Annotated in this window: 10 protein-coding genes; 7 read left to right on the top strand and 3 right to left on the bottom strand. The window is 63.0% G+C overall.

The window, feature by feature from the left end; genetic code table 11:
• Positions 1–32: 32 nt before the first annotated feature.
• From clpX to QD208_RS05740, 4 genes are all read left to right on the top strand, one after another.
• Positions 33–1,322: an ATP-dependent Clp protease ATP-binding subunit ClpX gene (clpX, locus tag QD208_RS05755; protein WP_043331299.1), complete on the top strand. Its 1,290-nt coding sequence runs from the start codon at positions 33–35 to the stop codon at positions 1,320–1,322.
• Positions 1,323–1,554: 232 nt separating this feature from the next.
• Positions 1,555–3,963 (top strand): endopeptidase La, encoded by a 2,409-nt coding sequence (lon, locus tag QD208_RS05750; RefSeq protein WP_107336273.1) that lies wholly within the window; start codon positions 1,555–1,557, stop codon positions 3,961–3,963.
• A gap of 177 nt (positions 3,964–4,140) precedes the next feature.
• Complete coding sequence (locus QD208_RS05745) at positions 4,141–4,413, top strand: HU family DNA-binding protein (RefSeq protein ID WP_043331296.1); 273 nt, start codon at positions 4,141–4,143, stop codon at positions 4,411–4,413.
• 277 nt (positions 4,414–4,690) lie between these two features.
• Positions 4,691–6,505: a SurA N-terminal domain-containing protein gene (locus QD208_RS05740; RefSeq protein WP_153636282.1), complete on the top strand. Its 1,815-nt coding sequence runs from the start codon at positions 4,691–4,693 to the stop codon at positions 6,503–6,505.
• A gap of 218 nt (positions 6,506–6,723) precedes the next feature.
• Here QD208_RS05740 and QD208_RS05735 read toward each other — a convergent pair whose 3' ends face one another.
• The gene (locus QD208_RS05735) at positions 6,724–7,680 is read right to left on the bottom strand and encodes a LysR family transcriptional regulator (RefSeq protein ID WP_052384231.1); all 957 of its coding nucleotides are present in this window, start codon (positions 7,678–7,680) and stop codon (positions 6,724–6,726) included.
• Between the two features lie 264 nt (positions 7,681–7,944).
• On the opposite strand from QD208_RS05735, the gene QD208_RS05730 reads away from it, so the two are divergent.
• The 3 genes from QD208_RS05730 (at position 7,945) to QD208_RS05720 (ending at position 11,977) form a co-directional block, all read left to right on the top strand.
• A complete protein-coding gene (locus QD208_RS05730) occupies positions 7,945–8,943 on the top strand; it encodes an NADP-dependent oxidoreductase (protein WP_153636281.1) in 999 nt (332 codons plus the stop codon).
• Between the two features lie 427 nt (positions 8,944–9,370).
• Complete coding sequence (locus tag QD208_RS05725; protein WP_107336276.1) at positions 9,371–10,522, top strand: iron-containing alcohol dehydrogenase; 1,152 nt, start codon at positions 9,371–9,373, stop codon at positions 10,520–10,522.
• 225 nt (positions 10,523–10,747) lie between these two features.
• On the top strand, positions 10,748–11,977 hold the full coding sequence (locus tag QD208_RS05720) for a GTP-binding protein (RefSeq protein WP_279836104.1): 1,230 nt from the start codon (positions 10,748–10,750) through the stop codon (positions 11,975–11,977).
• Between the two features lie 29 nt (positions 11,978–12,006).
• Here QD208_RS05720 and QD208_RS05715 read toward each other — a convergent pair whose 3' ends face one another.
• Positions 12,007–12,294, bottom strand: a complete 288-nt coding sequence (locus tag QD208_RS05715; RefSeq protein ID WP_153636279.1) for a YkgJ family cysteine cluster protein — start codon at positions 12,292–12,294, stop codon at positions 12,007–12,009.
• A complete protein-coding gene (locus QD208_RS05710) occupies positions 12,291–13,190 on the bottom strand; it encodes a 6-carboxytetrahydropterin synthase (RefSeq protein ID WP_279836102.1) in 900 nt (299 codons plus the stop codon). Before QD208_RS05710 ends, QD208_RS05715 begins: the two co-directional genes overlap by 4 nt.
• Positions 13,191–13,193: the final 3 nt, after the last annotated feature.

The raw sequence follows: 13,193 nt of genomic DNA, 5'->3' as shown, positions 1-13,193 counted from the left end.
CCGGGGAGTCGCCGCCATTGAGAGGTACGCGAATGGCTGACGGCAAAGGCAAGGACGAGAACGGCAAACTGCTGTACTGCTCCTTCTGTGGCAAGAACCAGAATGAAGTGCGCAAGCTGATCGCGGGACCTTCCGTCTACATCTGCGACGAATGTGTCGATCTGTGCAATGACATCATTCGCGAAGAGGTCCTCGAAGCCGACGCCGAAGGTGATGATGATCGCCTGCCGGCGCCGCGTGAGATTCGTTCCACTCTCGACGATTACGTGATCGGCCAGGACCGCGCCAAGCGTGTGCTGTCCGTGGCGGTGTACAACCACTACAAGCGTCTGCGTGCCGGTCAGAAGGCCGCGGATGAAGTGGAGCTGGGCAAGTCCAACATCCTGCTCATCGGCCCGACCGGTAGCGGCAAGACGTTGCTGGCCGAGACGCTGGCGCGCCTGTTGAACGTCCCGTTCACCATCGCGGATGCGACCACCCTGACCGAAGCGGGCTATGTCGGTGAGGATGTCGAGAACATCATCCAGAAGCTGCTGCAGAAATGCGATTACGATGTCGAGAAGGCCGAGCGTGGCATTGTCTACATCGATGAGATCGACAAGATCTCACGCAAGTCCGACAACCCCTCCATCACGCGTGATGTCTCGGGTGAAGGCGTGCAGCAGGCACTGCTCAAGCTGATCGAGGGCACCACTGCCTCGGTGCCGCCGCAGGGCGGTCGCAAGCACCCTCAGCAGGAATTCCTGCAGGTGAATACCGGCAACATCCTGTTCATCGTCGGCGGTGCTTTCGCCGGGCTGGACAAGGTGATCCGCGAACGCGCCGAGAAGGGTGGCATCGGCTTCAATGCCGAGGTCAAGAGCAAGCAGGACGAGAAGACCGTGGGTCGCGTGCTGGCAGACGTCGAGCCGGGTGATCTGGTCAAGTTCGGTCTCATTCCCGAGTTCGTTGGCCGCCTGCCGGTCATCGCGACATTGACTGAGCTGGACGAAGATGCCCTGGTGCAGATTCTGACCGAGCCGAAGAACTCGCTGGTCAAGCAGTACTCGCGCCTGTTCGAGATGGAAGATGTCGAGCTGGACCTGCGCGAAGATGCGCTGCGTGCCGTGGCTCGCAAGGCCATCGAGCGTCGTACCGGCGCACGTGGTCTGCGCTCGATCCTCGAGTCCGTGCTGCTCGACACCATGTATGACATCCCGTCCGAGGAGAGTGTCAGCAAGGTGGTGGTGGATGAGTCGGTGATTGCCGGCGACAGCAAGCCGCTGCTGATCTACTCCAAGAACGAAGAGAGTCAGGGCAAGGTGGCCGGCAAGGACGGCTGAAACGTCCGGGCCTGAGTCGCACCAACGGGGGGCCGCAAGGCCCCCCGTTGCGTTTGCGCTCACAAGCCATCCTTACTGTGATGCATTCGCGGGTCACGCACGGCTTCATTCAGCGTTGAGTTACCGCCAGGCGTGTCGGGATCATTGCAAAATCATGACCTTGCCCCCATGGTCTCAGTATCAAAGTGCCGTGTGAGGCGGCCCACCCACAGAATACCGAGGAACGTCTGCCATGGAGCAGAACGAAGATCAGACCCTGACACTTCCGCTGCTGCCGCTGCGGGATGTGGTGGTCTATCCCCAGATGGTGATTCCGCTGTTCGTCGGCCGGGAAAAGTCGATCCAGGCCCTCGAAGTGGCCATGGAAGGCGACAAGAAGATCCTGCTTGCGGCGCAGCGTGAAGCCAGCCAGGACGACCCGACGGCGGAAGACCTGTTCGCCATCGGCACCGTTGCCGACATCATGCAGCTGCTCAAACTCCCTGATGGCACCGTCAAGGTGCTGATCGAGGGCAGTTCGCGCGCCGATATCCAGGCGATTCGCCTGCACGACGACGGCCACAGCATCGCCGACGTCGCGCTGCGTGACAGCCAGCCGCTGTCCGAGCGAGAGCAGGAAACCCTGGTGCGCGTGCTGCTCAACCAGTTCGAGCAGTATGTGAAGCTTTCCAAGAAGGTGCCCAACGAAGTGCTGGGCAGCCTGCAGGGCATTGAAGACCCGAGCCGTCTGGTGGACACCATCAGCGCGCATCTGTCGCTGGGCATCAATGACAAGCAGGCGCTGCTCGAGATGGACAAGGTGCGTGACCGCATCGAGCACCTGATGACGCTGATCGAAGCGGAGATCGACCTGTTGCAGGTCGAGAAGCGCATTCGTACCCGCGTCAAGGAGCAGATGGAGAAGTCGCAGCGCGAGTACTACCTCAATGAGCAGATGAAGGCCATCCAGAAGGAAATGGGTGAGCTGGATGACGTGCCCAACGAGGTCGAGCAGTACGAGCGTCGCATCAAGGACGCCGGCATGCCGAAGGAGGCAGAGGAGAAGGCCACCCAGGAGCTCAACAAGCTCAAGATGATGGGGCCGACTTCTGCCGAGGCGACCGTGGTGCGCACCTACCTGGACTGGCTGTGCGACGTGCCGTGGAAGAAGCGCACGCGTGTGCGTCATGACATCGACCACGCCGCCAAGGTGCTGGACGAGGACCACTACGGTCTGGATGAGGTCAAGGAACGCATCCTCGAGTATCTCGCCGTGCAGAAGCGCGTCAAGAAGCTCAAGGGGCCGGTGCTGTGTCTGGTCGGTCCGCCGGGTGTCGGCAAGACCTCGCTGGGCAAGTCCATCGCACGTGCCACCAACCGCCAGTATACCCGTATGGCGCTGGGCGGCGTGCGCGATGAGTCCGAGATCCGCGGTCACCGCCGCACCTATATCGGGGCACTGCCGGGCAAGATCATCCAGCGCATGGCCAAGACGGGCGTGAAGAATCCGCTGGTGCTGCTCGACGAGATCGACAAGCTGGGCATGGACCACCGCGGTGATCCGGCCTCGGCGCTGCTTGAGGTGCTGGACCCGGAGCAGAACGACAAGTTCGCCGATCACTACCTCGAGCTTGATTACGATCTGTCCGAGACCCTGTTCATCTGTACGTCCAACTCGATGAACATTCCGGGCCCGCTGCGCGACCGCATGGAAATCATCCGTCTGCCGGGTTACACCGAAGACGAGAAGCTGGCCATCGCGATGCGCTACCTGGCGCCCAAGCAGCTCAAGGCCAATGGCCTGAAGCCGGGCGAGCTGACCTTCAGCGAAGCCTCCGTGCTCGAGCTGATCCGTTACTACTCGCGTGAAGCCGGTGTACGTGAACTTGAGCGCCAGCTCGCCAAGGTCTGCCGCAAGATCGTGCGTGAGCGTGTGGTCGCCGAGGCAAAGGAGGGTGCACTGTCCTCCATGCACCTCGAGGCCGAGCAGGTCGAACACTACGCGGGTGTGCGCAAGTACAGCTTCGGCCTTGCCGATGCCGAGGACCAGATCGGGCGTGTCACCGGCCTGGCCTGGACCTCCGTCGGCGGTGAGCTGCTGACCATCGAGTCTGTCGTCACGCCGGGCAAGGGCCGTGTCAGCAAGACCGGGTCACTGGGCGACGTCATGAAGGAATCGGTGAGTGCGGCCCACACCGTGGTGCGTGCGCGTGCCGAGGCCTTCGGTATCGAGGCTGAGCGCTTCGAGAAGGAAGACCTGCACATTCACGTGCCGGAAGGCGCCACGCCCAAGGACGGCCCCAGTGCGGGCGCTGCCATGGTCACCGCGATGGTATCCGCTTACTGTGGACGCCCCGTGCGCTGTGACGTGGCAATGACCGGTGAGGTCAACCTGCGCGGCGAAGTCATGCCGATCGGTGGCCTCAAGGAGAAATTGCTGGCGGCGCGACGCGGTGGTATAAAGCTTGTGCTGATTCCCGAGGAAAATCGCCGTGACCTCAAGGAGGTTCCGGACACCATCAAGGATGCACTCGATATTCGGCCGGTGCGCTGGATCGACGAAGTGCTTGAGGTGGCTCTAGCAGAAAAGTCTACTGCTGAGAAGGACGATTCTCGTTCAGACGATGCCAGTGGTCGTCAGACAATGATCAGTACACATTGACGGGATTTTTTTGGCCATGCCGCTGTCGAAACGGCGGCGTGGTGCGGTTTTGCGCGTGAGGTTGCTTGACAGTCGTTTGAGGGCGTTGCTATAAACTCCGCTTCGTCGCGATCGCGTTTAGCACCCGTAATTTTCGCGCTGATTTCTGGTAATTTTTGCAAATTCAAGGGGTGAAGAGTGAATAAATCCGAGCTGATCGAAGCCATTGCTGCATCTGCCGATATTCCGAAAGCAGCAGCTAGCCGTGCACTCGATGCGATGGTCGACACCGTCACTGATAGCCTGAAGAAGGGTGAGACCGTGGCACTGGTCGGGTTCGGCACCTTTATTGTCAAGGAACGTGCTGCACGTACTGGCCGTAACCCGCAGACTGGCGCTCCGATCGAGATCAGTGCTGCCAAGGTGCCGAGCTTCAAGGCTGGCAAGGCACTGAAAGACGCCGTCAACTGAGGTCTGCCTGCTTCGCAGGCACCCGGTGGCGCGGTACCGGTTCGGGAGTGGTCTGATGACTGCCGAACCGGCACCAGAACATCGAAGCGCATCGCCTGGCGATGCGCTTTTTTTGTGGCTGAACCCGGCCATGTCGGCAGGGCGCAAGCGTTTGATGACCCTGGCGAGTCAGTCAGTCGTGCAAAGTCACCTGCATCTGTCTGCGGCATGCGTATAATCATCAGTCACTGAGTCGCGGCCCTTGTGGCCATTCCAATCCCTGTAGTTCGAGGCCTGCATGCTGCAACGAATTCGAGACCGGTCGCATGGCTGGGTGGCCAAGACGATCGTTGGTTTCATTGTCGTCACCTTTGCCTTCTTTGGTGTTGAGTCGATCATTGGCGCCTTCACTGCCAGCAGTGACGACGTGGCCACGGTCAATGGCGATACCATCAGCCGTCAGGCGGTGGAAACCGAAGTCCAGCGTGCCATCCGTTCTGGCCAGGTAGCGCCGGAACAGGAGCGCGAAGCACGCAATCAGATCATCAACCAGATGATCGATTCCCGCCTGCTGGATCAATACGCCGAGGAAGGCGGCCTGCACATGTCCGATGCGCAGCTCGATCAACTGATCGTGAGCATTCCGGACTTCCAGGACGACAAGGGACGCTTCGATGCCGACCTGTTCCGCAATCGTCTGGCCAGCGCCGGCTACTCTCCCACCTCCTTCCGCCAGCAGCTGAGCAGCGACACCCTGCGCCAGCAGTTGACCGACGGCTTCGCCGCCAGTGCCTTCGTGCTGCCGGGCGAAGAAGAGAAGCTCAGCCAGCTGCAGCGTCAGACGCGCACCTTCCGCTATGCCACGCTGAGCAGTGCGGACCTCGATGCGCCGGTGACAGTCAGCGAAGACGAGCTCAAGGCCTGGTATGACAGCCACCAGGACAACTACCGTCGCCCGGCACAGGTCAAGCTGGCCTACGTGCTGCTGGACCAGAACGAGCTGGCCAGCGGTGGCGATATCAGCGAAGACACGCTCAAGGCCGAATATGCTGCCAAGCGTGCCGACGCGCCGCGGGAAATCGCGCACATCATGGTCGAGAAGGGTGACGATGATGCGGCGGCGCGTGCCAAGCTCGAGGGCGCACGTGACGCACTCGCCAACGGCGAAGACTTCGCCAAGGTGGCGGCCGAGGTCTCCGAAGACAGCTCCACGGCCGAGGACGGCGGTGAGCTTGGCGTGATCACCCGCGGTATCTTCGGTGAAGACTTCGATGACGCGGCCTTCGCGCTGGATGAAGGTCAGGTCTCGGATATCGTCGATACCGGCGACAGCCTGCACCTGATCAAGGTGACCGGTCTGGACATCGCGCCCTTCGAGGACATGCGTGACGAGCTGCTGACGCAAGCCCGTCAGGCCGCTTCCCGCGATACCTTCAACGAGAAGGCGCAGCAGCTGAAGGACGAGAGCTTCGCGGCGGATGATCTGGCCAGCGTCGCCGAGGATCTGGACCTGCCGCTGAAGAAGACCGACTGGGTCGCGCAGGAAAACGATGACGAACTGCTGTCCGAGCCGGGTGTGATGGCGGCAGCCTTCGGTGACGAAGTGCTGGAAGAGGGCTACAACAGTGACGTCATCGAACTGGATGACAGCCGTCGTCTGGTGCTGCGCGTTCTCGAGCAGCGTCCGGCCACCACGCTGGCGCTGGATGAGGTCAAGCAGCAGGTTCAGCGCGAAGCCAAGGCCGACAAGACTTCCAAGGCACTCGAGGCACTGGCCGAGAAGCGTCTGGAGACGCTGCGCCAGGGCGGATCACTCGAGGGGATCGACTGGCAGCAGGCTGACGACGTCAGCCGTCAGGCCAGCACCCAGCTGCCGCAGAGTCTGGTCAAGCAGGCCTTCACGCTGGCGCACCCGGAGGATGGCCAACCGGTCTATGGCAAGGCGTCGCTCAGTGGTGGCATCGCGCTGATCGCCCTGACCGAGATCGGCGAGGCCGAGCCGGGCGAGATGGACCAGTTCCTCTCGCGTCTGGCCAAGCGTCTGCGTGCTCAGGCCGCTGTCACGGGCCTGCAGGAATCTCTGCGTGAGCGTGCCGAGATCGAGCGCAACTGATCGAGCGCAAATGAGCCAGGCAACTGGCGTGGGCAGCTTTCCCTGCCAATGAGACCGTCACCCCTTGGGGTGGCGGTCTTTTTTTGGTTCAAGCCATTGGTTCAGGCCAATGGGCTCAAGCCTCAGACGCTCAGGTATCGAAGCTCAGGCCGCGAGGCTGCGTGCGGGTGTGGCGCCAGGTCACGAGCTTGGTGTCAGGTCACGAGTCATGTATCAAGTCACGAGCCCAGCCGCTGACGCAGGCGCTGGGAGAGTTCGCGGTGACGGGCCTGAATGCCCGTGGAGAGCGTCTGGCGCAGCCAGCGGTGGCCGGCGTCATGGTGCAGGCGTTCGTGCCACACCAGCCAGTAGGAGAAGCGATTGAGGGTGATGGGCAGCGGACGCAGGGCCAGCGGCAGCTGATCGAGCATGCTGATGGCCAGACAGCCCGGCACGCACAGCAGCAGGTCGCTGTGGCAGCTGACACTGAAGGCGGCCAGAAAATGAGGCTGGCGCATGACGACCTGACGACTCAGTCCCAGTTCCGCCAGCTTGAGGTCCACCGCGCCTCGCTCATCGCCACCCATGCTGATCAGTTGGTGACTGGCGGCGAGGAAGTCCTCCAGGCTCAAGGTCTCCTTCGCTGCCAGCGGATGGTCCTTGCGCATCACGCAGACGAACTGGTCATCCCCGATCTCGCGACCATGCACGCCGGCCGGCACCCTGGCGGTGGGCACGCACATCGCAAGCTCCGGCCCGCCTTCTTCCAGCTGTTGTTCGACATTGCCGCCATAGGCCTGGATATCCAGACGGATGCCGGGCGCCTGCTCGTGCAGCGGGGCGATCTGGGGCGCCACGAAGGCGTGCATGCCGTAATCGGTGGTGGCCAGCTGAAAGCGACGCTGGCTATCTTCAGGCGAGAACTCGGGCGGTGCCAGCAGGGCGCCCAGCTCCTGCAGCAGGCGGGCGAGGGGCTGCCTGAGGGCCTCCGCGCGCGCGGTGGGGCGCAGACCGCGTTGTGCGCGCACGAACAGGGGGTCATCGAAGGCCTCGCGCAGCCGGCCCAGGGTGCGGGACACCGCAGGCTGGCTCAGGTTGAGGCGCTCAGCGGCCCGCGACACGCTGCGGGTTTCCAGCAGCGCATGCAGCGCGACCAGTGTATTGAGATCATGGCGAGCAAGTTCAGCCAGATGCATGGCAAGCGGTTCCCGGTAGCGAGGCGGCCCAGTCACTGGGATGAAAGCGTGCAGTTTCAACCGCACATGATATCAGTCTCATGCATACCGGGATTCAGTTTCTGTCATTGGTGTGATATCGGGAGCGCGCGTAATCTGGAAGCACTTCGTCGCCGAGCAACGCTTGCGGCGGCCAGTCGTCACAGGGTTGAGGCCACGGGCCAGCGGCCTGATGGCGATTCTGATCACATGTCGTTTGACCAGATCATTCGCAAGGAGCATTGCATGCAGACACGCTATTACACGATCACCGACTATCCGAAAGGCACCCCGGAGCGCGATCTGTTCCAGTTGCGTGAGGAAGAGCTGAGCGAGCTCGGCGAAGGCGAGGTGCGCATTCGCAACAGCTGGCTGTCCGTGGATCCCTACATGCGTGGCCGCATGAGCGGCGTGAAGACCTATATCGACCCCTTCGAGCTCAATGAGCCACTGCAGGGCGCAGCCGTCGGTGAAGTGATCGAGTCACGTGACTCTCGCTTCAAGAGCGGCGACAAGGTACGTCACATGGGCGGCTGGCGTGATATCGCACAGCTCTCAGGTGACCAGGTCGAACCGCTGCCAAGCATCGATGTGCCGGAGCAGGCCTACCTGGGCGTGCTGGGCATGCCGGGCATGACCGCCTGGACCGGCCTCAACATCATCGCCGAGATGAAAGAGGGCGATAACGTGCTGGTCAGCGCGGCCTCCGGTGCGGTCGGCTCGCTCGCCGTCCAGCTGGCCAAGGCCAAGGGCGGCACCGTCGTCGGCATCGCCGGCAGCCAGGAAAAGCTGGATTGGCTGGAAGCGCGGGGCGTCAAGGCGGTCAGCTACAAGGGCAAGGACGCCGAGCAGCTGACGAAGGCGCTCAAGGAAGTCTGCCCGGACGGCTTCGATGTCTACTACGAGAATGTCGGCGGTGATTGCCTGGTGGCGGCGCTGAACAACCTGAATGTCGGCGCACGCATCGCCGTCTGCGGCATGATCTCCAGCTACAACGATACCGAGGCGGCGCCTGGCCCCTCGAACATCTCGATGATCCTGATCCGCCGTGCGCGCATGCAAGGCTTCATCGTCTTCGATCACTGGCAGAACTTCAGCCGCTTCCTCGAAGAGGTAGGGCCGCAGGTCGCCAAGGGCGATATCGACTACGAAGAGACGGTGGAAGAAGGGCTCGAGCAGACGCCGGACGCCTTCCTCAAGCTGTTCTCGGGTGGCAACAAGGGCAAGATGCTGGTGCGTCTCTGATCTTAGAACTGAGTGCTGAGAGCTGCGACAGTATTGCTGAAGACCCGAACACCTGAGCGCCGTGCGAATGCGCGGCGCTCAGGCAGTCACGAAAGGCTCGCTGCGGCGGGCCTTTTGCGTGGGTGGCCAGGCGTTTGTCATCACGCATTCCTGTTCATCACATATTACTGGTCATCACGCATTACTGGTCGTCAAATATCACTGGTCGTCAGTATTGGTGACTCTCACGAACCAAAGACGTGCGGCCTGCGCTCTACTTTGGTCTTGGTCACTGCTCTAGAATGCAGACCATCGTTCGTGGGCAGGTGACGTCATCGTCGCGCTTTTCTGTCATTTGCCCACATATCACTCTGTGTCAGGTGGCGCCTGACCACGGCCCTGTCACTTCATGTAGCCGTGTCGCCCCTGACTCCGCGAGGAGAGCATCATGCAGGACTTTACCTATCAGAACCCGACCCGCGTGCACTTCGGTGCCGGCCAGATCGCCAAGGTGCGTGACGAGATTCCGGCGGATGCCCGCGTGCTGGTCACCTACGGTGGCGGGTCAATCAAGCGCAACGGCGTGATGGATCAGATCGAAGCCGCACTGGAAGGCCGTCAGTGGTGGAGCTTCGGCGGCATCGAGCCGAACCCGAGCTATCACACCCTGCTCGAAGCCCTGGAAGTCATCAAGCGCGAGAAGATCGATTATCTGCTGGCGGTCGGAGGTGGCAGCGTCGCCGATGGCAGCAAGTTCCTCGCGCTCGCCGCCTGTCACGCCGGTGATCCGTGGGAGATTCTCGCCGAGGGCAAGCACCCCGAGACGGCGCTGCCGCTGGGCGTGGTGCTGACACTGCCGGCCACCGGCTCCGAGTCCAATGGCAACGCCGTGGTCACCAACTACGAGACCCACGACAAGCTGCCGATGTTCAGTGAGCTGGCCTACCCGCGCTTCGCGGTGCTGGACCCGGCCACCACCTTGACCCTGCCGGAGCGTCAGAGCGTGAATGGCGTCGTCGATGCCTTCATCCACGTCAGCGAGCAGTACCTGACCTATCCGGTCAATGCGCCGGTGCAGGACCGCTTCTCCGAGGGGCTGCTGATGACGCTGATCGAGGAAGGCCCCAAGGTGCTGAGCCAGCCGGATGATCTGGCCGTGCGCGCCAACATCATGTGGGCCGCCAACCTGGGCCTCAACGGCCTGATCGGGCGTGGCGTGCCGCAGGACTGGGCCACCCACATGATCGGTCACGAGATCACTGCACTGCACGGTGTCGATCATGGTCGCACCCTGACCATCGTGATGCCGGCGCTGTGGGAAGAGCTGTTCGAGGCCAAGCGTGCCAAGCTGGCGCAATACGGTCGCCGCGTCTGGGCGCTGGAGGGCGATGAAGAGAGCGTCGCGCGCGCCGCCATCGACAAGACCCGTGAGTTCTTCACTCGTCTGGGCGCGCCGGTGTCGTTGAGCGAAGCCGGTATCAGTGCCGACAGTATCGATCAGCTGGTCGACAATCTGACCCGTCACGGCTTCACCGCCATCGGTGAGCACGGCGATATCACGCCGGATGTGGCGCGTCGTATCCTGACCCGCGCTGCCTGATCACGCGCGTCAGTCAGACTCGAGTGTCAGCCTCAAACCCCTCGTCACCCCTGGTGGCGAGGGGTTTTGCGTATCTCCCTCCTTGTCTCCCCCCTTGTTGCAGCTTGCCGTCCGCCAGATCGCGTCACGCCAGAAAGCCGGATTCGCTTGTCGAGACTTCGTCGCCGGCCGGTTTTTGTTACTCTATAACCTTTTGCACGCCCTTCATCTTGCGGAGATTTCAGCATGTCTGTGGCTTCACGCGGCGCCAGAAGTGGCGACGCCCCGACGGAACCAGCTCCGATTCCGGTGCATCTGATCACCGGCTTTCTGGGAACGGGCAAGAGCAGTTTCATCCAGGCATTGGTCGCGGCCAAGCCGGCGGATGAGCACTGGGCGATCCTGGTCAATGAGTTCGGGCAGGTGGGGATCGATCAGGCACTGTTTGCCGGGCGCGAGGATGTCAGCGTCAAGGGGCTGCCCGGCGGGTGTCTGTGCTGTCAGCTGGCCTTCGTGCTGCAGGCGGGGCTGGTCAGCCTGATTCATCAGACGCGTCCTGACCGTCTGATCATCGAGCCCTCGGGGCTGGGCCATCCGGCGGGGCTGATCGATGTGCTGCGCAGTGAGGGGCTGGCCTCGGCGCTTGCGCTCGAGGAAGTCATCACCCTGCTGGACCCGCGCGCACTGGACGATACCCGCACGCGCGAACACGGCACCTTCCAGGACCAGTTGACGCTGGCGGGCGGCGTGGTGCTCAGCAAGCGTGATCTGGCGACTGAGCAGCAGCTGGCGGCCGCGCATGAGTTTCTGGCGGGGATGTGGCCGCGCAAGCGCTGGGTCGGTGAACTGGGCAGAGCCGACGGCGAAAGCCAGCCGCCGCAGGCTCGCATGGCCGGTCAGAAGGTCGCACTGATCGATTGGCTGCTGTCAGCAGAACGCGCGCCTCAGTGCCCGGGCGGCGGGCACGTAAGCGCAGCGCGTGAAGACCAGCCCGAGATCAGCATGCCGTCCGCCCATCGCGCTGCACGGGATAGGGCGCGTCTGGCGGCGCAGGCCAGTGATGAGCCGTCCGCCTCAGGTGTGATGCCGCTGCCCGGCGCACCGGTGATCGAACAGGCCGAGGGGCTTGAGCATGCCAGTCTGGGCTGGCGAATCGCCGCAAGCGAGGTCTTCGACCTCGATCAGCTGACCCAGTGGCTGGATGGCCTGCCGCGTGAGTGGCGCATCAAGGGCATCTTTCATACCCAGGATGGTTGGCGCAGCTATAACCGCGCCAATGGGCGTGCCGAGCTTGCGCCGTCCAGTTGGCGCGAGGATTCGCGGCTTGAGCTGATTGCACCGCTGGGCGGGCAGGGCCAGGAGCAGGAACGGATGGTGGCTGCGTTGCCGCTTGAGGATTCCCGTCAGTTGAATGCGGCCTTGCTGGCCTGTCGCAGCGACGGCGCCGCCAGGCCCTTCAACTTCTTCGGCGAGTGAGCTGAGGCGTATGCCTCAGGGCGCGCCTTTCACGTCAGGCGTTCCCACTCGCCGATCAGGCGCAGGGCCTCTTCGCGGGAATCGCCACACAGCTCGTGATCGAAATCGAAGTCGCCGCACACCGCCGGGCGCTGCGGCGTGCCGAACAGCTTGCACAGGTTGTCGTCATCCAGCTGCACGCAGCGCACCCCCGCCGGCTTGCCATTGGGCATGCCGGGAATCGGGCTCGAGATCGAGGGGGCGATGCAGCAGCCGCCGCAACCGGCACGACAGCCGGGAGCGGCAGCATCTGCAGAAGGGGCGGCGGTCTGCGTCATGAGGTGGCGGACGTGTCTTCGTGCTCGGGAAGGACGAGCGGCTCGCGCGCCGTCTGCGGGGTATGCCGCGCGATGGCGCCCTTGTTGATGCCCTCGTAGGCTTCGACGCGGATGCTGTCACCGCTGTCGAGGGCGATCTGGCGCGCCAGCCAGTCGGCGATCCACTCGATGGTGGTCGGTGTCGGCAGCAGCCAGACCTGCTTGCGCGGCAGGCGGATGCGGAACCTGCCCTGCGGCGCTTCATAGCTGAATACCAGCTCACGTCCCGGGCGGTCGATCAGATCGCCTTCCTCGGCCAGGTAGCGGTCGTTGAGCTTCTCGGCCCATTCGGCTTCCAGCGCCGTGTCCTGCACACCATTGCGCTCGATGATCAGCGGCGAGCGATGCCCATGCGCGATACGCTGGCAGTTGCCACTGTGATGACGCAGGCCATGACTGTAGGTGTAGGCGGCGCCGTCGATGATCTCGTCTCGCAGACGCACGCGCAGCGCCTCGACGCGCGGTGGCAGGCGGCGAGTCAGCAGCTTCTCGAAGTGGTTGGCCAATACCTCGGTGGTGACCTCGGCCACCGGCAGCAGGCAGAAGGCCTGACGCGGGCCGCGCACTTCCATGGCGTAGGGCTGGGTGAAGCGCAGGCACAGTCCTTCCGGGCAGTCCGTGACGCTCACGCCTTCGGCCTGACTGGGCACGATCAGGGTGTGATCGGCGTCCTGATCGATCATGCGCTTGGCCCACGGCTTGACGTCGCCGAAGTCGAACAGCATGCCGTCATGGCCGACGGCGCCGTCCAGCTCCAGGTCCAGGTGCTGGCTGATGCCGAACAGGCCGCGGGTATTGCTCCACACCGAGGCATCCACCGCGGTGAGGGCCCTGACGAACAGGGTCTTGGGAGTCATTGC

Origin of the sequence: Cobetia sp. 29-18-1 (genome assembly GCF_029846405.1) — a bacterium.
In the GTDB taxonomy this organism is placed as follows: domain Bacteria; phylum Pseudomonadota; class Gammaproteobacteria; order Pseudomonadales; family Halomonadaceae; genus Cobetia; species Cobetia amphilecti.
The sequence above is the reverse complement of the archived record's forward strand: the minus strand, read 5'-3'. Positions and strand labels throughout refer to the sequence as shown.

Excerpts from the sequence above, each read along its gene's own strand:
- QD208_RS05725 (WP_107336276.1), top strand. The coding sequence starts at position 9,371 with ATGCAGGACTTTACCTATCAGAACCCGACCCGCGTGCACTTCGGTGCC.
- QD208_RS05735 (WP_052384231.1), bottom strand. The coding sequence starts at position 7,680 with ATGCATCTGGCTGAACTTGCTCGCCATGATCTCAATACACTGGTCGCG.
- lon (WP_107336273.1), top strand. The coding sequence starts at position 1,555 with ATGGAGCAGAACGAAGATCAGACCCTGACACTTCCGCTGCTGCCGCTG.
- QD208_RS05730 (WP_153636281.1), top strand. The coding sequence starts at position 7,945 with ATGCAGACACGCTATTACACGATCACCGACTATCCGAAAGGCACCCCG.
- QD208_RS05740 (WP_153636282.1), top strand. The coding sequence starts at position 4,691 with ATGCTGCAACGAATTCGAGACCGGTCGCATGGCTGGGTGGCCAAGACG.
- QD208_RS05715 (WP_153636279.1), bottom strand. The coding sequence starts at position 12,294 with ATGACGCAGACCGCCGCCCCTTCTGCAGATGCTGCCGCTCCCGGCTGT.
- QD208_RS05720 (WP_279836104.1), top strand. The coding sequence starts at position 10,748 with ATGTCTGTGGCTTCACGCGGCGCCAGAAGTGGCGACGCCCCGACGGAA.
- QD208_RS05710 (WP_279836102.1), bottom strand. The coding sequence starts at position 13,190 with ATGACTCCCAAGACCCTGTTCGTCAGGGCCCTCACCGCGGTGGATGCC.
- clpX (WP_043331299.1), top strand. The coding sequence starts at position 33 with ATGGCTGACGGCAAAGGCAAGGACGAGAACGGCAAACTGCTGTACTGC.